The organism is Streptomyces sp. NBC_00690 (genome assembly GCF_036226685.1).
Classification (GTDB): Bacteria; Actinomycetota; Actinomycetes; order Streptomycetales; family Streptomycetaceae; genus Streptomyces.
Window position 1 is genome coordinate 5,988,363 of record NZ_CP109009.1, and the last position, 19,960, is coordinate 6,008,322.

Here is a 19,960-nt window from a genome sequence, read left to right on the forward strand (position 1 = left end):
GGTTTGATCTGGAGAATGTCCAGCCTTTTGAGTGGCTAGCCGTCAGACGTCTTGCCACTCGAACGGGTGGCGCCCGCTGTCGCGCCCGCCCTGACACCACCTGAGGAACCGCTCGAACCCTTGGTGTTGGTGGTCGGCGCCTCGAAGGATTCCAACGCCTCCAAAACGTCCTGGACACGGGAAATCTCGGTCTGGATGTCCTCGCGACGGCGCACCAGGACGTCCAACTCCCGCTTGCCGTCGCCGACGAGCCGCTTGGCCTCGACCTCCGCATCGGCCTTGATCTGCTGTCCCTCGCGTACGAGTTCGGCCTTCTTCTGCTCGGCCTCCTTGAGCAGGCCCTCCGCCTTCCTGACCGCGGAGATACGGACCGAACTGGCCTCCGAATTCGCCTCGGCCAGCAGCTCCTTGGACTTGGTGTCCGCCTCCGCACGCTGATCGCGCGCCGCCGTCATCAACTGGTCGACCCGCTCGCCGGTGGTCTTCATCTGCTCGGAGGTCTCCCGGCGGGCCCGCTCGTGCAGCTCCTCGACCTCGCTCTCGATCCGCGTGCGCAACTCCTCCGCACGCTCTCTGATCGCGGTCGAGTCCCGACGGGCACCCACCAGCAACTCGTCCGCGTCCGTACGGGACTTCTCCACCAGGGTGTTGCCCTCGATGGTCGCCTCGGCGAGCAGCCGTTCGGCCTCCTTGCGGGCGGCCCCCACCATGGTGTCGGCCATCTCCTCCGCCTCCAGCGCAGCGCGGAGCGCCTCCTCCTGAGCCCGGTTGATGAGCTGGTCGGCCTGCTCGGCGGCATCCCGACGGCGCTTGGCGGAAGCCTCGCGCGCCTCGTCCACCGTGCGGTCCGCCGCGGCCCGCGCATCGGCGCGCATCCGCTCGGCCACGGCCTCCGCATCCGCCACGACCTTGCGGGCGTCGGCCCGCATCCGCTCCGCCGCCTGCTGGGCGGAGCCCACGGTGTCCGCGGCTTCGGCGCGCAGCCGCTCCGCCTCCGTGCCTGCCTCCGCCATCAACTGATCGGCCTGCTCCGCCGCATCCGTACGGCGCTTGTCGGCCGATTGGCGTGCTTCATCGAGGAGTCGTTCGGCTTCGGTCCTGATCCGCTCGCCCTCGGCGGTCGCCTCACGCACGAGCCGATCGGACACGGTCGCGGCCTCGGAACGGCGCTTGTCGGCCGATTGGCGTGCCTCGTCGAGCAGTCGTTCGGCTTCGGTCCTGATCCGCTCGCCCTCGGCACTCGCCTCGCCCACGAGCCGATCCGACAGGGTCGCGGCCTCGGAACGGATCCGGTTGGCGTCGTCCCGGGCGTCCGCACGGGTACGGGAAGCGTCCTGCTCGGCCGTCGCCAGCGCGTTCGACGCATCCGTACGCATCCGTTGGGCGTACTCCGCGGTGTCCGTGCGCAGCCGCTCGGACTCCTCGATCGCATCGGTGACGGTCCGTTCGGCCAGCGCGTTCGCTGCCTCGGTCTCCTCCTGCGCCCGCGTCCGCAACCGGGACACGTCCTCCGCCGCGCGATCCCGCTCGGCGTGGGCGTCGGAGCGAATCCGGTCCGCCTCGTCCTGTGCCTCGGTACGGGTCCGCTCGGCCGAGTGCTCGGCCGCCGAACGCAGCCCGGCGATCTCCTGTTCGGCCTGCTCGTGCAGGCCGGCGACGGCATCCCGCACCTGCTTCGCGGTCTGCTCGGCCGCGGCGACCAGATCCGTGGCCCGCTGGTCCGCCTCTTCGACCAGCCGGTGGGCCTCGGCCTGGGCGTCCTCGACCCGCTTGCGGGCGGAGGCGAGGAGCCCCTCGCTCTGCTCGCGGGCCCGCTCGCGCTCCTGGTCGGCTTCGGCGCGCGCCGAATCCACCATGCCCTCGGCCTCGCGGCGGCGGCGCAACGCCTCTTCCTGAGCTGCTGCCAGCGCTTCCGCGGCCTCGGCACCCACCCGCTCGGAAGCCGCTGCTGCCTCCGCGCGCAACCGGTCGGCGGTGTCCTTCGCCTCGCTCTTGAGCCGCTCCGCCTCGGCCGCGGCCTCGGAGCGCAGCCGTACCGCTGCGTTCTCCGCTTCGGCGCGGGTGCCCGCTGCGTCCGCTGCGGCCTCGGTCCGCAGCCGCTCGGCTTCCTGCTCGGTCTGGGCCTGAAGCGCACGCAGCCGCTCGCCGGCCTCCCGGCGCAACCGCTCGATCTCGTCGCCGGTGTCCCGGCGCAGCTGCTCGGCGTCCGCACGGGCCTCGGTCAGCGCCTCATCGGCGGCCTGACGCCGGGACTGGGCCTCGGCATGGAGACGGCCCAGCTCCTCGGCGGCTTCCTCCTGCCGGGCGGCCATCGCCCGCTCGGCGTCCTCGCGCAACTCCGCCGCTGCCCGTTCGGCCGCCGCCCGCACACCCTCCGCGAGCTCCTCGGCCTCGGCGCGCAGCCGCTCGGCCTCGGTGCGCGCTGAGGCAAGGCCCTGCTCGGCCTGTCGGCGCAGCGCCGTCGCACGCTCGATCGCCTCCGTGCGCACCCGCTCGCTGTCGCCGCTGGCCGTGGAGCGCAGCTCATCGGCATCGGTGCGCGCCTTGGTGAGCAGCCCCTCCGCGGTGCTGGCCGCCTCCTCGATCTGCTGGACGGCCTCCCGCCTGGCCTCGCCACGGATGCGCTCGCCTTCCGCGACCGCCTCCGACCGGAGCTGTTCGGCCTCGCCGCGCAGCCGGCGCGCCTCCTCCTGGAGCTCGACGGTCTTGGCCCGGTACTCCTTGGTGTCGTCCTTGGCCGCGCCCTTGAGCTGGTCGGCCTGCTCCGCGGCCTCGCCGCGCAGCCGGTCCGCCTCGGCCTCGGCCTCGCGGCGGATGCGTTCGGCTTCCGCGCTCGCCTTCCGGGTGGTCTCCTGGGCGTCTTCGGACGCCTTCGTCAAGACCTCCTCGGCCGCTCGGGCGGCCTTGGCGAGCGCTGCTGCGGAGTCCTCGGCGGCAGCCGTCCGAGCCTTCTCGGTGGCGGTCGCCAACTGCTTGTCGGCCTCGGCGCGGGCATCGGCGAGGATCTGCTCGGCCTCGGCCTTCAGCGCCTCGGCATCGGTGGTCGCCTCGCCGACCAGTCGGGCGATCTCCGCCTTCGCGGTCCTGGCGCGCTGCTCGTTGTCCGACTCCGCGGACGTCAACTGCTTGGCGGCGGCTTCCTTGGCCTCGGTCAGGACCCGTTCCGACTCGGTACGGGCCTCGCGAAGCTTCTCCTCCGCCTCCTGTATCCGCTGCTCGGCGACGCGGCTCAGTTCGGCGGCCTGCTGCCTCGCCTGGTCGGACTCCGCGGTGGTGGACGAACGCAGCCGTTCGGCGTGGCTGGTGGCCTCCTGCGCCTGGGTGGATGCGGCGTTCATCAGCCGTTCGGCGTCCCGGCGGGCACGCAGCAGGATCGACTCGGCCTCGGACCGGGCGCTCTCCGTCTCCGAGCTGACCCGCTGGCGGGCCTCGTCGGCGAGCCGTTTGGCCTCGGTGCGCGCCGCGGCGAGGCCCTGCTCGGCCTCGGCGCGCGACTCGTCGAGCAGCCTGCGGGCCTGGGACTCGGTACGGGCGCGCAGTTGCTCGGCCCAGGCGACGTTCTCGTTGACGTGGGCTTCGACGGTCTGGCGGCGCTCGGCCAACTCCTGGTCGAGTCGCTGGCGGCGCTGGTTGGCCTCGGTGTGCAGTTCGGCCTGGAGTCGGGCCTGGTGTTCGGCGTGCTCCTGGAGGATGCGCTGGGTCTGGGCACGGGCCTCGCGCAGTTCGCGCTCGGCGTCCCCCCGCATCTGATCGGCCTGGACCTGGGCGTTGCGGAGCATCTGCTCGGCCTGGTAGCCGAGGTCGCCGTTGTCGTAGGCGGGGCGTGATGCGAGGCTGCGGCGCGCCTCATGGAGCTTCGCGCGCAATACCTCGACCTGGTAGCCGAGGTCCTCGGCGTGCTGGACGGCCTTCTCCCGCTCGGTCTTCAGCCGTTCCATCTCGGCTTCGAACCGCGAAAGGTGGTCGTCGTCAGCTCGGTGGCTCTCCTGGCGTTCGTAGCCCCGCACTGCGCGGTCCCATCCGTCCCCTGGTCGCAACTGGCTTCACACTCTCACCGCTCGCCGGGCGAACGGGCTCCCCGGGGAAATGGTGACAGATCAACATGAGAGGACGCGTCGCGGCCCCGACCCGGCCCCGGCCCGGAATTGCCCACTCTACCGGGCCAGGAATCCGGAGGTCAGTGCTCCGTTGCAGAGGTGACAAGTTCGGTCAGAACACCATGGCAGTCCTTGGGGTGGAGGAAGGTGATCCGCGACCCCATGGAGCCGATGCGCGGCTGGTCGTACAGCACGCGCACGCCCTTCTCGCGGATGGCCGCCGCTTCACCGTCCACATCGGCGGTGCCGAACGCGATGTGATGAACTCCCTCCCCGTTCTTGGCCAGCCATTTCCCCACCGGGGAGTCCTCCCGGATCGGCTGGAGCAGCTGGAGGTAGGAAGCGCCTCCGTCGGAGGTGCCGTTGATCCGGAGCATGGCCTCCCGTACGCCCTGCTCCTCGTTCACCTCGGAGTGGTGGACCTCGAAACCGTACGTGGAACGGTAGAACTCGACCGTCGCGTCGAGGTCGTGGCAGGCAATTCCGATGTGGTCGATTCGCGTCAGCATCCCCCCAGTGCAGCGCCGTACCGGCGGTTACGCAACGTGCGCGCGATCACACCGACCGCCCGGTGACCTCGTGGTGGACCCCTCAGTACATTTGAGGTAAACCCTCGTTCACTCCTCAGCCTCCGTGCTGAAAGGGGATCTTGTCTCATGTCAGGAACGACCGGTAACACCTCAGTGATCGTCGCGGGCGCCAGGACGCCCATGGGACGGCTCCTTGGCTCCCTGAAGTCCTTCTCGGGCGCGGATCTCGGCGGCTTCGCCATCAAGGCGGCGCTGGAGCGCGCGGGCGTCGCCCCCGAGCAGGTGGAGTACGTGATCATGGGGCAGGTGCTTCAGGCCGGTGCCGGGCAGATCCCGGCACGCCAGGCCGCGGTCAAGGCCGGCATCCCCATGAACGTGCCCGCCCTGACCGTCAACAAGGTCTGTCTGTCCGGCCTCGACGCCATCGCACTGGCCGACCAATTGATCCGCGCGGGTGAATTCGAGATCGTCGTGGCCGGTGGCCAGGAGTCGATGACCAATGCGCCACATCTGCTGCCGAAGTCGCGCGAGGGCTTCAAGTACGGGGCCGTGGGAATGCTCGACGCCATGGCGCACGACGGGCTCACCGACCCCTTCGAGAACATCGCGATGGGCGAGTCGACCGAGCGGCACAACGCCCTGCTGAAGATCGTCCGTACCGATCAGGACAAGATCGCGGCCCTCTCCCACCAGCGCGCCGCCGCCGCGCAGAAGAACGGGGTCTTCGACGCCGAGATCACGCCCATCGAGATTCCGCAGCGCAAGGGCGAGCCGGTCGTCGTCACCAAGGACGAGGGCATCCGGCCCGAGACCACCGTGGAGTCGCTGGGCCGGCTCCGTCCGGCGTTCGCCGCCGAGGGCACGATCACGGCGGGCACCGCGTCGCAGATCTCCGACGGTGCGGCTGCGGTCGTGGTCATGAGCCGGGCCAAGGCCGAGGAGCTGGGGTTGGAGTGGATCGCCGAGATCGGTGCCCACGGCAATGTCGCAGGCCCCGACAACTCCCTCCACTCGCAGCCCTCGAACGCGATCGCGCACGCCCTGCGCAAGGAAGGGCTTGAAGTCGCCGATCTCGATCTGATCGAGATCAACGAAGCGTTCGCCGCGGTCGCCGTGCAGTCAATGCGGGACCTCGGGGTGTCCCCGGAAAAGGTGAACGTCAACGGTGGTGCGATCGCGCTCGGCCACCCCATCGGTATGTCGGGCGCCCGATTGGTGCTGCATCTGGCGCTGGAGCTCCAGCGCCGGGGCGGTGGCGTCGGGGCCGCAGCGCTCTGCGGTGGCGGTGGACAGGGCGACGCCCTGATCGTCCGCGTACCGGCGAGCTGATCCCTTCAGGCACATGCCGTTCGGGCCGGTCGAACCACAGAGGAGCCGAGTGATGGTGGACGTCCCCCAACTGGTCGCTGATGCGAGGGAGGGCAGGCCACGGGCCGTGGCCCGGCTGATCTCCCTGGTGGAGGGGGCGTCCCCGCAGCTGCGCGAGGTGATGGCGGCACTGGCCCCGCTGACCGGGGGCGCGTACGTCGTCGGCCTCACCGGTTCGCCCGGTGTCGGCAAGTCGACGTCGACATCGGTCCTGGTGAGCGCCTACCGCAAGGCGGGAAAACGGGTGGGGGTGCTCGCCGTGGACCCGTCCTCGCCGTTCTCGGGCGGCGCCCTGCTCGGAGACCGGGTCCGGATGTCGGAACACGCGTCCGACCCGGGCGTCTACATCCGGTCCATGGCCACGCGAGGCCATCTCGGCGGTCTGGCATGGGCGGCCCCGCAGGCGATCCGTGTCCTGGACGCCGCGGGCTGCGATGTGATCCTGGTGGAGACCGTGGGCGTGGGTCAGTCGGAGGTGGAGATCGCGGCTGCTGCCGACACCTCCGTGGTGTTGCTCGCCCCCGGTATGGGGGACGGGATCCAGGCCGCGAAGGCCGGCATCCTGGAGATCGGGGACGTCTACGTCGTCAACAAGGCGGACCGTGACGGCGCGGACGCCACCGCCCGGGAGTTGAACCACATGCTCGGGTTGGGCGAGGCCCGCTCGCCCGGTGACTGGCGTCCCCCCATCGTCAAGACGGTGGCGGCCCGGGGCGAGGGCACGGACGAGGTCCTGGCCGCCCTGGACAAGCACCGCGCCTGGATGGAGGAGCACGGGGTCCTCGCACAGCGCCGGGTACGACGGGCCGCCGTCGAGGTGGAGACGATCGCGGTCACCGCCCTGCGCGAGCGGATCGGTGATCTCCACGGGGACCGTCGGCTCGGGGCGCTCGCCGAGCGGATCGTGGCGGGGGAGACGGACCCCTACTCGGCGGCCGACGAACTGGTGGCGGGACTGACGCAGACGTAGCGCATCCGACGGCCCCTGGGCCGGGACGCCCCTGGGCCGGGACGCCCCGGGGCCGGGCGGGCAAAGGCCCGACCCGGCCTGGACGCGGGGGGATTGGTCCAAGGCCGGGCCGGGGTTCAGGGGCGGGGCGCTGCGGGGCGCCCCGGGGGCATGCCCCTGGCTGTGGGGGCGGCGATGCCCATGGTCTGGGCCCACGTTCAGCCCACGTTCAGTCCACGACTAGGGGGAGCGCCGCCCGGTAGGGGGGATCAGTCGTCGTCGCGGTCGTTCTTGTCGTCCCTGTCATCACGGTCGTCGGTGCCATCACGGTCATCGGCGTCGTTGGTGTCGTCGCTGTCATCGGCGTCATCGCCGTTGTTGGATTCTGCCGAGACCGATGCCTTGCCGGTCGTGGCGTCCACCCGCACCTCGTGCTCGCGACCGTCCTTGTCCCGGACCTCGACCTCCCAGTGGCCGTTGTCGAAGTCGACCTCGGTGACGGAGCCCGCACGGAACTTCAGGGCGGCGGATGCCGCCTGCTCGGCGTTCACCTTCGCGGCGTTCAGGGCCTCGCGCTCGGCCTTGTCGTCAGCGGAGTCGCGGTCGTCACCGTCGTCGCGGTCATCGTCGTCCGAGAACAGGGACGCCTTGCCCTTCGCGTCCACCCGGACGTCCTGGTCGTCGCCGTTCTTGCTGACGACCTCCACCTCCCACTGGCCCTTCGCGTCGTCGTCCAGGCCGATGGACTCGATCGACCCCGGGCTCTTCTTCAGTGCCGCACCGGCGGCCTCGGACGCCGAAATGCTCGACGAGGGAGCGGGGTCGCCGGACGCGGCGACCGCAGTGTAGGTACCGCCGCCCACCAGGGCGATCACGGCGACGGCGACGGCAATCTTGCGCTTCATGAGGGTTCCTCCCCGTACCTGCTGGCTTCGTGGACACCAATCTGCCGGGGAGATGCTGAACCCAACCTGAAGCCACCTGAAGGGATCTTCAGCTTCGATTTGCGACCCTGAGCGCATGCGTTTGTTGATCGTGGAGGACGAGAAGAGGCTGGCGCTCTCCCTTGCCAGGGGATTGACGGCCGAAGGCTATGCGGTGGACGTGGTCCACGACGGCCTCGAAGGGCTGCACCAGGCGTCCGAGGGCTCGTACGACCTCGTCATCCTCGACATCATGCTGCCCGGGATGAACGGCTATCGCGTCTGCGCGTCGCTCCGGGCCGCGGGTGACGAGGTGCCGATCCTGATGCTCACCGCCAAGGACGGTGAGTACGACGAGGCGGAGGGTCTCGACACCGGCGCCGACGACTACCTGACCAAGCCGTTCTCGTACGTGGTCCTCGTCGCGAGGGTGAAGGCGCTGCTGCGCCGCCGCGGTCGCTCCGGCGGCTCGCCCCGGCTCACCGTGGGTGACCTACGGGTGGAGACCGCGGCCCGTCGGGTCTTCCGCGGGGACGAGGAGGTGACGCTCACCGCCAAGGAGTTCGCCGTGCTGGAGCAACTCGCCGTGCGCGCCGGTGACGTGGTCAGCAAGGCGGAGATCCTCGAACACGTCTGGGACTTCGCCTACGACGGCGACCCCAACATCATCGAGGTCTACATCAGCGCCCTGCGTCGAAAGCTGGGCGCCCCCCGCATCCAGACCGTGCGCGGTGCGGGATACCGACTGGTGGCCGCGCCATGAGATCCGTACGGGCCAAGGCGGCCATCGGCGCCACCCTCGTCGTGGCGATCGCGCTGATCACGGCGGGGCTCGGGGTGCTCCTCGTGCTCCGCCAGAACCTGGAGGGCAAGATCAACCTCCAGGCGGAGATCGCTGCCCGCGAGGTCGCTTCCCAATTCGCCCTCGACACCCCGGCCGACAAGCTCGTCCTACCGAGCCCCGAGGACCGTCCCGTCCAGGTGGTGGGTGAGAACAGGCAGGTCATCGCCGTCTCACCGGATCTCCAGAGCGTCGAGGGCACGAGCAGCCAAAGCGTGCGGCCCGTACCGCTGCCCTCGCTGAGCACCGAGCAGGACGACGAGCCCGAACGGCAGGGCGACGAGTCCGAGCGCGACCCGTCCGGTGCCGCGTCCAGCGATCCGTCCGAAGGCCCGGAAAACAGCCCGGAGAACGGCCCGGACCAGGACACGGACTCAGCCACCGACACCGACACGGATGCCGACAACGACAACGACACCGACTCCGATGCCGATTCCGACCCGGATTCCGACGCTGACGCTGACTCCGACGACCCTGCCCGCGGCCAGGTCTCGGGCAGCGAGAAGTTCAGCGACGGCAGCGCCACCGTCGACGGCGACAGCGCCCCCTACCGCTTCGCCGCCGTCGAGGCGACCAACAGCAGCGGGACCACCGTCACCGTGTTCGGGGGTGCACCGCGCGCCACCGAACAGGAGGCGGTCGAGAGCGTTCGGGACGCCATGCTGATCGGCCTGCCCGCCCTGCTGGTCGTCGTGGGCGCGGTGACCTGGCTGGTGACCCGAAGGGCGCTACGGCCCGTGGAGGACATCCGCGCGGAGATGGCGGCCATCACCGCATCGGAGGACCTCTCCCGGCGCGTTCCGGAGCCCGACTCGCACGACGAGATCGCCCGGCTCGCCCGCACCACCAACGAGACGCTCGCCGCGCTCGAAGCCTCGGTCGAACGCCAGCGCAGATTCGTCGCCGACGCCTCCCACGAACTGCGCAGCCCCATCGCATCGCTGCGCACCCAACTCGAAGTGGGCGAGGCACACCCGGATCTGCTGGACGTTTCGGGTGCGGTGGCCGACACCGTACGCCTTCAGCAACTCGCGGCCGACCTGTTGTTGCTGGCCCGGTTGGACGCGGGGGAGCGGCCGGGTCGGGCCCGGCTGGATCTCGGGGCGATGGTGCGGGAGGAGGCTTCCCAGCGGACGCACGACCGCATCGCGGTCACGGTGGACGTCGTCGACGGGCTGGACGTGGTGGGCTCGCGCTCCCAGCTGGCCCGGGTGCTCGGCAATCTCCTCGACAACGCCCAGCGTCACGCGGACGAGTCGGTCACGGCGGCGGTGCGCGCGGAAGGGGACCGGATCGTGCTCACGGTCGCCGACGACGGTGAGGGGATCCCGGAGCTCGAACGGGAGCGGATCTTCGAGCGTTTCGTGCGGCTCGACGACGCCCGCACCAGGGACGACGGGGGTGCGGGGCTCGGGCTGGCCATCGCCCGCGATGTGGCCGAGCGTCACGGTGGGACGCTCACGGTGCGGCAGGGACCCCAGGGCGGTGCGCTCTTCGAGGTGAGTCTGCCGGGGGCGCCCGGGGCCGGCGGGGAGGATCAGGAGCCCCAGTGAGCGGTGTGTTCGCCGGGCCGTTCGGGCCGTCGGCCCGGCTGGGTGGTAGGTCTGACCCTCAGCTGCGGAAGGGCGGCGGGTCCCGCTCGCGTACGGATGCCCACCGGCCGCTCGTGGCAGCGGGCGGGCAGATGCCGAACCGGGTACGGGAGGATCATCCGGCGAGATCCGAAAGAGAGCCCCCCAAGGCCCGCCTTCCGGATCTTCCTGGTGTTCCTCGCTCAGCCCTTGCCGCGTCGGCCGCGGAGATGATCGGCGACCGGTGCGAGGGACGCCCGCAGATCGGCCAGTGCCTCGGGCGTCATCAGATCGATGAAGTGCTGGCGCACGGAGGCCACGTGGTGCGGTGCGACCCGCTGCATGGTCTCCGTACCCTGCTCGGTGAGCACCGCGTACAGCCCGCGTCGGTCGGATTCGCAGTTCTCCCGTCGGACCAGTCCCGCGGTTTCCATGCGGGTGATCTGGTGGGAGAGGCGGCTCTTGGACTGGAGCGTGGCAGCGGCGAGGTCGCTCATCCGCATCCGTTGGTCCGCGGACTCGGAGAGGTTGACCAGGATCTCGTAGTCGTTGTTGGTCAGGCCAAACGGCTGGAGGTCCTTTTCGAGTTGGTGCATCAGCAGCCGGCTGACGTCCAGGTGAGTGCGCCAGGTGCGCTGCTCGTCATCGGTCAGCCAGCGAGTGGCCGTCTCGGTCTCCATATATGGATTCTACCTAAGAAGTTGAAAGACGGACGAAGTCATGGTGTGACGCCCGGCACTGGCCAGGGAGTCAGCACGGAGCCCGCAGCGTACTGGGGGTGCAGACGTTCGACGTCACACTCCGCAGACTACCGCTCACAGGCCGAAGCGGCGGGTGAGATCACCCAGCTGACCTGGGAGACGCGGAGCGGAGCCGTGTTGACCTTGCTGGCCCGGTGCGGGGGAGCCGTGCCCCCCGGGCACTCCCGCCTGGTGCGGCGTCGCCCCCGTGGCCGTCTCCGGCATCAGCGTCTCGGTCGACTGGAGCAGTACGGTTCCCGCCCCGACGAACTCGAATTGATGCTCTTCCCCAGAGGCCCCACCGATCCCCGTCAGGGCACGCAGCCCGCCCATCACCCCGGTCATATAGCCGTGGTCGTAGTGGTGGCACGGTGACGGACAGTCCGCCCAGCCCACCAGTGCCTGCGGATCCACCCGGATGGGGGGTTCCATGAACACCACCGGGCCGTTGGAGGCCGCCACGAACTTCCCCGTACCGATCAGGGTGAGGAAGCCCGGCACGATTGACTGCTTCAGCGCCAGCGACGGCTGGTACGCCAGCAGGTTCCCGGACCGGATCGTCAAATTCCCCTGGTCCAGGTCGTACGAGTTCACATCGAAGGCCCGGTCCGCGAGCAGCATCTTGCCGCTGCCCTCGGCCACCACCCAGTCGCTCGCGTGCAGCGGCGAATGGAACGAGGTCCGCAGCAGTCGGTCCAGCCGGCCGTGGCCGATGCCGTTGAAGTCGATCCGGCCGTAGTAGGCGATCATCTTCCCCTTTTGGAGGAACCACTGACCGCCCTTCAACTCCACACAGAAGGTGTACGGGTTGACGTTGTCGTCGCTGGGCAGGGTGGTCGGGTCCCAGATGTAGCTCTGCGCGGGGGTGGTCACAGCTTCTCCTCCGATGCCTGGACGTAGACCGCACCGCTGCCGCTCAGCTCCAACTGGAACCCCTCGCCCGAGCCGCGTCCCACCATGTCGCGCCAGCCGAGCGCCGTGGTGAGCTTGTTCTGTACGTCACCGCGATGCGCCACGTACGCCTGGGGGTCCACATGGATCGAGCGCCCCGGCGTGATCGGCAGTTCGACCACACCGCCGTGGGCCATGACCGCGACCGCTCCGCTGCCGCGCAGGGTGGTGGTGAACAGCCCCTGCCCGGTGACCTGGCCGCGCACCATGCCCATCACCCCGCCCTGCGAGCCGAGGAACATCGTCCCCTGCTCCAGGGTGCCGTCGAAGGCGAGGAGTCGATCGGCCTCCACATAGAGGGTGTCGCCGCTGAGGTGTACGAGGTGGACGTGGTGGCCGCCGTGACCGAACATCACCGTGCCACTGCCTTCGACCGTCATCAGCGGGGTCGCCTCGCCGGCCACCCGGCGCCCGATCATCGATGCCAACCCGCCCTGACCGCCCTGGGTGTTCGGGGTGAAGGACACCTCGCCCTTGTACGCGAGCATCGCGCCGCGCTGGCTGAAGATCCGCTGGCCGGGGAAGACGGCCGCCTCGACCATCCTGGAGTTGATCTCTCGGAACGGCATGGCTACGCATCCCCTCCGATGGTGTTGCGCTCACTGGGCTGGACGTAGACGACACCGTCACCCTCGAACCGGATCTGGAACGCCTCCCCACCGCCCTCGCCGAGGAAGGTGCGGAACGTCACACCGGACTGGAAGTTCTGTTGGAGGTTCCCCTGATGGGCGATGTACGCGCCGGGGTCCACCGCCAGGGGGTACTGCGGGGTCACGCGCAGGACCACCGCGGGTCCGTCGGACATGATGGCCGCCTGGCCGGTGCCCTCGACGGTGGTGGTGAACAGGCCGTTGCCCGTCGCCCCGCCGCGCAGCCCGGTGAAGCTGGTGCCGGTCCGCAGCCCGGCGTCCGCGCAGAGGAGATTGCTCGACTCCACGTACAGCTTGTCCCCGTGCAGGCCCACCAAGTTGATCTCGGACGCCCGATCGGCGAAGTAGCAGGTGCCCTGCCCCTTCACCTCCATCATGACCATCTGCTCACCGGTCAGCCGGCGGGTCACCATGCCGCGGATGCCCTCACCGCCGCCGGACAGCTTCTTGAAGGCCATCTGGCCGTCGTACGCGACCATTGACCCGTTCTTTGCCTTCACGGCGTCGCCGGTCATGTCAACCGCGAGCACCTTGCTCCCCTGGAGCCGGAACGTTGCCACATAGCGACGGTAGCCGCCCGATGGGGGACTAGGACAGCCATCCGGGAGTAACCCGTGCGGCTCGGACCCACCCCGGACAAAGGGATGGCAAAGGAAGCTGACACAATGGGCCCGCGCTTGTGAGCGCATTCACAAGATCGTCTCCCACTGAAGGTGCCTCCGTGGACATCAAGACCGCCTCCTCCCTCCACCGTCTCCGCCTGGTCTCCGCACCGGAGGCCGTCTCCTTCATCCTGTTGCTCGTGGCCTCCGTGCTGAAGCGGACCACCGACTTCAACGCGGTGCCGGCCCTGGGCATGATCCACGGAGTCCTGTTCATCCTGTACGTGCTGTTCTGGCTGGACGCCTGGAACCGCACCAAGTGGGACCTGAAGACCGCCGCGCTCTACTTCGTCCTCTCGGTCCTGCCGCTGGGTGGTTTCTACGCCGAGCGCAAGCTGAAGCGTGCCGCGGACGACGAGGTCATCGCCTCCCGCGCTCGCCGCGAGGGTGTCGTCGAGGCATAGGCACTTCCCTCGGGGCGGGTCGATCACTCGACCCGCCCCGAGGTGTTTTCCGCCTTGTCGGCGCTGGATCGGCCGAGTTCATACGGTGATCGGACCGAGGGGCGAGACGGGGCTGACCTGCCCGCGGTCCATGGATAGGGTCGGAGCCGTGCCGAAGCCGCTCAGCCTCCCCTTCGATCCCATCGCACGCGCCGACGAACTCTGGCGGCAGCGCTGGGGGCCCGTACCCTCCATGGCGGCGATCACCTCGATCATGCGCGCGCAGCAGATCCTGCTCGCCGAGGTCGACGCGGTCGTCAAGCCCTATGAGCTGACCTTCGCCCGGTACGAGGCCCTGGTGCTGCTCACCTTCTCCAAGGCCGGTGAGCTGCCGATGTCGAAGATCGGTGAGCGGTTGATGGTGCATCCGACCTCCGTCACCAACACCGTGGACCGACTGGTGCGGTCCGGTCTCGTGGACAAGAGGCCCAATCCGAACGATGGGCGCGGCACCCTCGCGTCGATCACCGACAAGGGGCGGAGCGTCGTCGAAGAGGCCACCCGCGACCTGATGGAGATGGACTTCGGGCTCGGCGCGTACGACTCCGAGGAGTGTGCGGAGATCTTCGCGATGTTGCGGCCGTTGCGGGTCTCGGCAGCCGATTTCGACGAACGCTAAACCGGCGCCGACGCTCCTTCGCAGGGGCTCGTCGGGTTCGTCCCCGCATCCCCGTCATCAGCGGCTGCGGGGCCGGTGGGAACGGGTCAGACCCGCTGGCACAGGGCATCGACTGCCCGGATACGCTCGACCCCATGAAACAAACCGTGCTGACCCGCTACCGGGTGATGGCGTACATCACTGCCGTCTGGCTGCTCGTCTTCACCGGCGCCATCATCTTGAAGTACGGCTTCGAGACCGGCGACACCATGGTGATCTCGCAGATCCACGGTGTTCTCTTCATCGTCTATGTGATCTTCGCGTTCGATCTGGGCTCCAAGGCGAAGTGGCCCTTCGGCAAGCTGCTCTGGGTGCTCGCGGCCGGCTGCATCCCTGTGGCCTCCTTCTTTGTCGAGCCGAAGATCAGCCGTGAGGCCCGCGCCCTGATCACCGACGGCAACAAGGTTCCGGCCGGAGCCTGACCCCCACCGCCGCGTGCGTATGGCTCGCGGCGGTCTCCCATCGACATTTACTAGGACGTCCTAGTAAATTGACTGTATGGACGCTGACGCCATCGAGCAAGGCCGCCGACGCTGGCAGGCCCGCTACGACCAGGCCCGGAAGCGGGACGCCGACTTCAGCACGCTCTCCGGAGACCCCGTCGAGCCTGTTTACGGACCCCGCCCCGGAGACACTTACGAGGGATTCGACCGGATCGGCTGGCCCGGCGAGTACCCCTTCACCCGAGGACTGCACCCGACCGGCTACCGCGGCCGAACGTGGACGATCCGCCAGTTCGCCGGCTTCGGCAACGCCGAGCAGACCAACGAGCGGTACAAGATGATCCTCGCCGCGGGCGGCGGCGGGCTCTCCGTCGCCTTCGACATGCCCACCCTCATGGGACGGGACTCGGACGACCCCCGCGCACTCGGCGAGGTCGGCCACTGCGGGGTCGCCATCGACTCCGCGGCCGACATGGAGGTCCTCTTCGGGGACATCCCCCTCGGCGATGTCACCACGTCCATGACCATCAGCGGCCCGGCCGTACCGGTCTTCTGCATGTACCTGGTCGCCGCCGAACGGCAGGGCGTCGATCCGGCCGTGTTGAACGGCACGCTCCAGACCGACATCTTCAAGGAGTACATCGCCCAGAAGGAATGGCTCTTCCAGCCCGAGCCCCATCTTCGGCTCATCGGCGACCTGATGGAGCACTGCGCCCGGGACATCCCGGCGTACAAGCCGCTCTCCGTCTCCGGCTACCACATCCGCGAAGCCGGGGCGACGGCCGCGCAGGAGTTGGCGTACACGCTCGCCGACGGCTTCGGCTATGTGGAACTCGGGCTCAGCCGTGGTCTGGACGTGGACACCTTCGCCCCCGGGCTCTCCTTCTTCTTCGACGCCCACCTCGACTTCTTCGAGGAGATCGCGAAGTTCCGTGCCGCCCGGCGGATCTGGGCCCGCTGGATGCGCGAGGTGTACGGAGCACGGACGGACAAGGCCCAGTGGCTGCGCTTCCACACCCAGACCGCGGGTGTCTCCCTCACCGCACAGCAGCCGTACAACAACGTCGTGCGCACCGCGGTGGAGGCACTTTCCGCCGTGCTCGGCGGCACCAACTCGCTGCACACCAACGCCCTGGACGAGACGCTCGCCCTGCCCAGCGCCCAGGCCGCCGAGATCGCCCTGCGCACCCAGCAGGTGCTGATGGAAGAGACCGGGGTCGCCAATGTGGCCGACCCGCTCGGCGGCTCCTGGTACGTGGAGCAACTGACCGATCGGATCGAGGCCGAGGCCGAGAAGGTCTTCGAACGGATCAAGGACCGCGGCCGGCTCGCCCACCCCGACGGGCAGCACCCCATCGGCCCCATGACCTCCGGCATCCTGCGCGGCATTGAGGACGGTTGGTTCACCGGCGAGATCGCCGAGTCTGCCTTCCGCTACCAGCGGTCACTGGAGAAGGGCGAGAAGCGGGTCGTGGGCGTCAATGTCCACCATGGCTCGGTCACCGGTGATCTGGAGATCCTTCGGGTCAGCCACGAGGTGGAGCGCGACCAGGTGCAGACGCTCGCCGAACGCCGGGCGCGCCGGGATGACGCCGCCGTCCGTGCCTGTCTGGAGGCGATGCTCGCGGCGGCCCGGGACGGTTCGAACATGATCGGCCCGATGCTGGACGCCGTACGGGCCGAGGCCACCTTGGGCGAGATCTGCGATGTGCTCCGGGACGAGTGGGGGACCTACACCGAGCCGCCCGGGTTCTGATCGTCCGTCGCGGTGCGCACGGTGATCGGGTGGTTTTTCTGCCCGTCGCCGTGCGTGCCGTATCGGCGTGCGTCGGTGCCGATGCCGTGGACCGGTACTGATCAGGTGAAAGCCGGTCCGGGGCGGTGTCAGCCCTTCTTCAGGGAGGTCAGTCCCGAGAGCAGCAGGGTGGTGAAGCTGTGGGCCCATGCCTCGTCGACCGGCTCCGCGCTGACCAGGGTCCGGTGGACCACTGCCCCGGCGATCACGTCGAAGATCAGATCGGCGTTGCGTGCGGCGGACTCTGCGTCGTCCTCGTAGGGCAGTTCGCCACGCGCCTGGGCGCGGGCCCTGCCCTCCAGTACCAAGCACTTCTGCCGGTCCACGATGGCGGAGCGGATACGACCCCGCAGCGCCTCGTCCCGCGTGGACTCCGCCACCACGGCCATCAGTGCGGTCCTGGTCTCCGGTCGTTCCAGCAGTTTCGCGAACTGCAACACCACGCCCTCCACATCGGCCATCAGGCTGCCGCGGTCGGGTAGTTCGAGTTCGTCGAAGAGCACGGCCACGGCGTCGATCACCAGTTCGCTCTTGCCCGCCCAGCGGCGGTAGAGCGTGGTTTTGGCGACCTTGGCCCGGGCCGCCACATCGCCCATGGTCAGTTTTGACCAACCGAGATCGACGAGTGCCGCCCGGGTGGCTTCGAGGATGGCGATGTCGGCCTCGGTGCTGCGAGGGCGTCCCGTACGACCGGTACGTACTGATGTGGGGTGGGGACGGCTGCACATGACGGCGACCATACCGGCGGGTAGGCGCTTTGGTGTGAGCCAGTTCACCGGAGGAATCTCACACGTGGGAGGCGACGGAACGGAAGTCGAACAGATACGCTACGAGTCGTAGCGAAAGCGCTGAGGCGCTCCGCGACAACCACTGGCGCATCGGGTGGGGACCCCGCGCCGAACAGTTTGAGCCATGTGCAGTACCTGCGTCCATGGGTTCGTACGGTCTAAAGGTCCGTACTTTTCGTTTGCGCGCGCGGAAGGGGGAGGATGTACTCATGCAGCCTAGGAACATGTCCATGAGCGGCGTCGTCGACCTCGCCGCGGTGAAGGCGGCCAACGAGGCCAAGGCCAAGGCGGAGCAGGCCCGTGCTGAGGCCGCCCGCCACGGCGGCGGGGGTGCCGTGTCCCCGTCCAGTCTGGTGATCGACGTCGACGAGGCGGGCTTCGAGCGCGATGTGCTCCAGCAGTCCGCCGAGGTCCCGGTCGTCCTTGACTTCTGGGCCGAGTGGTGCCAGCCGTGCAAGCAGCTCAGCCCCCTGCTGGAGCGTCTTGCGCTGGAGTACAACGGCCGGTTCGTCCTGGCCAAGGTGGACGTTGACGCCAACCAGATGTTGATGCAGCAGTTCGGTATCCAGGGCATTCCAGCCGTTTTTGCGGTGGTCGCCGGGCAGGCGCTGCCGCTCTTCCAGGGAGCCGCACCCGAGGAGCAGATCCGTCAGACACTGGATCAGTTGATCCAGGTCGGCGAGGAGCGCTTCGGGCTGACCGGGATCGTGGTCGACTCCGATGCGACGCCCGCTGCGGAGGCCGGCCCCGCCCCGGTGCCCGTCGGCCCCTATGACGCCCTGCTGGAAGCCGCCGTACAGGCGCTGGACGCGGGAGACTTCGGCGGCGCCGTGCAGGCGTACCGCAATGTGCTCGCCGACGACCCCGGCAACTCGGAGGCCAAGCTCGGCCTGGCGCAGGCCGAACTGCTGGGCAGGGTCGCCGGCATGGATCCGCAGAAGGTGCGCGACAAGGCGGCGAGTGACCCCGCCGATGCCGACGCGCAGATCGATGCGGCCGATCTCGACCTGGTCGGCGGACATGTCGAGGACGCCTTCGGGCGCCTGGTGGAGGCCGTTCGGCGCACGGCGGGCGAGGACCGCGATGCCGTACGGGTGCGATTGCTGAAGCTCTTCGAGGTGATCGGGCCGGATGACCCCCGGGTGACGGCGGCCCGCTCGGCCCTGGCCCGGGTCCTCTTCTGATTCCGACCTTGTTGACCCGCGCACGCGGGGGCCCTTGCGGCCCCGGCGGGCGATGAAGTCGATGGCGGTGGCGTTCCGGGAACGCCACCGCCGCTTTTGTTGACGCGATGCCTACTAGTGGCGGCCCTTTACCAAAACTTGGTAATTCGGCGAGCTGTTACTCGTAGTAAAGCAAAAGCACTCTCCTGTCCCCCTATGGTCACCGATTTCCGCATCTGGTGGGGCGATGTGCGGCACCCTGTGTGGCCGCGCGAAAGCGGTCGGCCATACCGCCGGCACCGACCCGTTACTAGCCAGTAACGAACCCCCTTGTGTCCGGGCGTGGAATGCACCACGATCGGCGACGCTCGGTCCAAACACCGCAACGCCCGGTCTCCAGCCGTGTGACGCGCCTTGGGTCCCCACCGGGCCGGCCGGCCTCAACTCCGGTCGCGGACAGGGGGGTTCCCACCGTCGGTGGGGCCTGTCTGAATCAGGTTGTGCGTGAGGCATCAGGCGCGACCAGTGGTTGTCGCTCGGGGGTGATCGCCGGTGCTTCGGACGCGCTATGCGCCGGACGGTACGGCGCTCTCCTTCCCGAGGACGTAAGCACTTCTCCCATTTCAGGACGGACCTGGCGGTCCGATCCGGAGATGTACGTCCGAGAAGGAGGAAATCATGGAGTCTTTGGCTCGTGGCGGAACCAGATGGAAGCGGTTCGCCCTTGTCATGGTGCCGAGCATGGCCGCAACGGCCGCGATCGGCATCGGTCTGGCCCAAGGAGCACTCGCCGCGTCATTCAGCATCTCCGGCCAGGAGTTCAAGGTCACTGCCGACTCACTCGTCGGTCATGACTTCGTTCAGTACGGCAGTGTCGCATCGGGCAAGGACCTCGAAGGGAACCCGTTCGCGGAGCCCGTCGCCGTGTCGGGCTTCAGCACTGCCACCATCACCAACATGTGTCAGTCGGTGGTCACGCCGAAGGTGCCGTTCGTCGGCAACGTCAGCCTTGAGTTGACTGCGGGCACCGATCCCGACAATCCGGTGACCGCCAAGGACCTCTACCTCGACGTCTCCTACCTGGAGGCGGACGCCGAGTTCCGCAATATCGACATCGGAGTGGCGGCCGGTTCCGTCGGCGCCCCGGGCATCCAGCCGGGCACCGAGGGGAAGGTGAACGCGAACGGCTTCGCTCAGCGCGCCGACCTGGCGACGCTGACCGACGTTAAGCAGAAGGCGTGGGCCACCACCGCAGGCACCTTCAAGCTCAGCGGGCTCAAGTTGAAGCTGCACAAGGGCGTCAAGGAGTGCTTCCCCGGCTAGCGGGATCCGGCACATCTGGACGGGCGGGAGCGTCGGCTCTCGCGGTCGCTCCCGCCCGTCCTCCC

18 protein-coding genes are annotated in these 19,960 nt (G+C 69.0%); 10 read left to right on the top strand and 8 right to left on the bottom strand.

Translation table 11 applies throughout. The features are described 5' to 3' along the window. Positions 1-35: 35 nt before the first annotated feature. Together scy and mce are read right to left on the bottom strand one after the other, a co-directional pair. Positions 36-4,007: a polarized growth protein Scy gene (gene scy, locus OID54_RS26435; RefSeq protein WP_329023433.1), complete on the bottom strand. Its 3,972-nt coding sequence runs from the start codon at positions 4,005-4,007 to the stop codon at positions 36-38. A gap of 170 nt (positions 4,008-4,177) precedes the next feature. Next, the gene (mce, locus tag OID54_RS26440; protein ID WP_329023435.1) at positions 4,178-4,606 is read right to left on the bottom strand and encodes a methylmalonyl-CoA epimerase; all 429 of its coding nucleotides are present in this window, start codon (positions 4,604-4,606) and stop codon (positions 4,178-4,180) included. 147 nt (positions 4,607-4,753) lie between these two features. On the opposite strand from mce, the gene OID54_RS26445 reads away from it, so the two are divergent. Together OID54_RS26445 and meaB are read left to right on the top strand one after the other, a co-directional pair. Further along, positions 4,754-5,956, top strand: coding sequence for an acetyl-CoA C-acetyltransferase (locus tag OID54_RS26445; RefSeq protein WP_329023438.1), 1,203 nt, complete (start codon positions 4,754-4,756; stop codon positions 5,954-5,956). 52 nt (positions 5,957-6,008) lie between these two features. Beyond that, positions 6,009-6,965, top strand: a complete 957-nt coding sequence (gene meaB / locus OID54_RS26450) for a methylmalonyl Co-A mutase-associated GTPase MeaB (protein WP_329023440.1) — start codon at positions 6,009-6,011, stop codon at positions 6,963-6,965. A gap of 248 nt (positions 6,966-7,213) precedes the next feature. Here meaB and OID54_RS26455 read toward each other — a convergent pair whose 3' ends face one another. After that, positions 7,214-7,849 (bottom strand): PepSY domain-containing protein, encoded by a 636-nt coding sequence (locus tag OID54_RS26455; RefSeq protein WP_329023442.1) that lies wholly within the window; start codon positions 7,847-7,849, stop codon positions 7,214-7,216. A gap of 115 nt (positions 7,850-7,964) precedes the next feature. Here OID54_RS26455 and OID54_RS26460 point away from each other — a divergent pair, with 115 nt between their 5' ends. Beyond that, positions 7,965-8,630: a response regulator transcription factor gene (locus tag OID54_RS26460; protein WP_329023444.1), complete on the top strand. Its 666-nt coding sequence runs from the start codon at positions 7,965-7,967 to the stop codon at positions 8,628-8,630. Continuing rightward, positions 8,627-10,261: a sensor histidine kinase gene (locus tag OID54_RS26465; protein ID WP_329023445.1), complete on the top strand. Its 1,635-nt coding sequence runs from the start codon at positions 8,627-8,629 to the stop codon at positions 10,259-10,261. The genes OID54_RS26460 and OID54_RS26465 overlap by 4 nt, the downstream gene beginning before the upstream one ends. A 221-nt stretch (positions 10,262-10,482) precedes the next feature. Here OID54_RS26465 and OID54_RS26470 read toward each other — a convergent pair whose 3' ends face one another. From OID54_RS26470 to OID54_RS26485, 4 genes are all read right to left on the bottom strand, one after another. Then, a complete protein-coding gene (locus OID54_RS26470; RefSeq protein ID WP_329023447.1) occupies positions 10,483-10,959 on the bottom strand; it encodes a MarR family winged helix-turn-helix transcriptional regulator in 477 nt (158 codons plus the stop codon). Positions 10,960-11,094: 135 nt separating this feature from the next. After that, on the bottom strand, positions 11,095-11,892 hold the full coding sequence (locus OID54_RS26475) for an AIM24 family protein (protein WP_329023449.1): 798 nt from the start codon (positions 11,890-11,892) through the stop codon (positions 11,095-11,097). Next, positions 11,889-12,539 carry an AIM24 family protein gene (locus OID54_RS26480; protein ID WP_329023450.1) on the bottom strand — a complete coding sequence of 217 codons (651 nt, stop codon included), beginning with the start codon at positions 12,537-12,539 and terminating at the stop codon, positions 11,889-11,891. Before OID54_RS26480 ends, OID54_RS26475 begins: the two co-directional genes overlap by 4 nt. A gap of 2 nt (positions 12,540-12,541) precedes the next feature. Further along, the gene (locus OID54_RS26485) at positions 12,542-13,180 is read right to left on the bottom strand and encodes an AIM24 family protein (protein ID WP_329023451.1); all 639 of its coding nucleotides are present in this window, start codon (positions 13,178-13,180) and stop codon (positions 12,542-12,544) included. Between the two features lie 161 nt (positions 13,181-13,341). On the opposite strand from OID54_RS26485, the gene OID54_RS26490 reads away from it, so the two are divergent. The 4 genes from OID54_RS26490 (at position 13,342) to OID54_RS26505 (ending at position 16,582) form a co-directional block, all read left to right on the top strand. Continuing rightward, entirely contained in the window at positions 13,342-13,686 is a 345-nt protein-coding gene (locus OID54_RS26490) for a DUF3817 domain-containing protein (RefSeq protein WP_329023454.1), read from the top strand. Positions 13,687-13,834: 148 nt separating this feature from the next. Further along, a complete protein-coding gene (locus OID54_RS26495) occupies positions 13,835-14,344 on the top strand; it encodes a MarR family winged helix-turn-helix transcriptional regulator (protein ID WP_329023456.1) in 510 nt (169 codons plus the stop codon). A 134-nt stretch (positions 14,345-14,478) separates the two neighbouring features. Then, a complete protein-coding gene (locus OID54_RS26500) occupies positions 14,479-14,805 on the top strand; it encodes a DUF3817 domain-containing protein (protein ID WP_329023458.1) in 327 nt (108 codons plus the stop codon). Positions 14,806-14,881: 76 nt separating this feature from the next. Next, entirely contained in the window at positions 14,882-16,582 is a 1,701-nt protein-coding gene (locus OID54_RS26505; RefSeq protein WP_329023460.1) for an acyl-CoA mutase large subunit family protein, read from the top strand. A gap of 128 nt (positions 16,583-16,710) precedes the next feature. Here OID54_RS26505 and OID54_RS26510 read toward each other — a convergent pair whose 3' ends face one another. Next, positions 16,711-17,361 (bottom strand): TetR/AcrR family transcriptional regulator, encoded by a 651-nt coding sequence (locus tag OID54_RS26510; RefSeq protein WP_329027800.1) that lies wholly within the window; start codon positions 17,359-17,361, stop codon positions 16,711-16,713. Between the two features lie 257 nt (positions 17,362-17,618). On the opposite strand from OID54_RS26510, the gene OID54_RS26515 reads away from it, so the two are divergent. Both OID54_RS26515 and OID54_RS26520 read left to right on the top strand, forming a co-directional pair. Then, positions 17,619-18,593 (top strand): tetratricopeptide repeat protein, encoded by a 975-nt coding sequence (locus tag OID54_RS26515; RefSeq protein WP_329023462.1) that lies wholly within the window; start codon positions 17,619-17,621, stop codon positions 18,591-18,593. A 657-nt stretch (positions 18,594-19,250) separates the two neighbouring features. Next, positions 19,251-19,895 (top strand): DUF6230 family protein, encoded by a 645-nt coding sequence (locus OID54_RS26520; RefSeq protein ID WP_329023464.1) that lies wholly within the window; start codon positions 19,251-19,253, stop codon positions 19,893-19,895. The last annotated feature ends 65 nt before the right edge of the window (positions 19,896-19,960 follow it).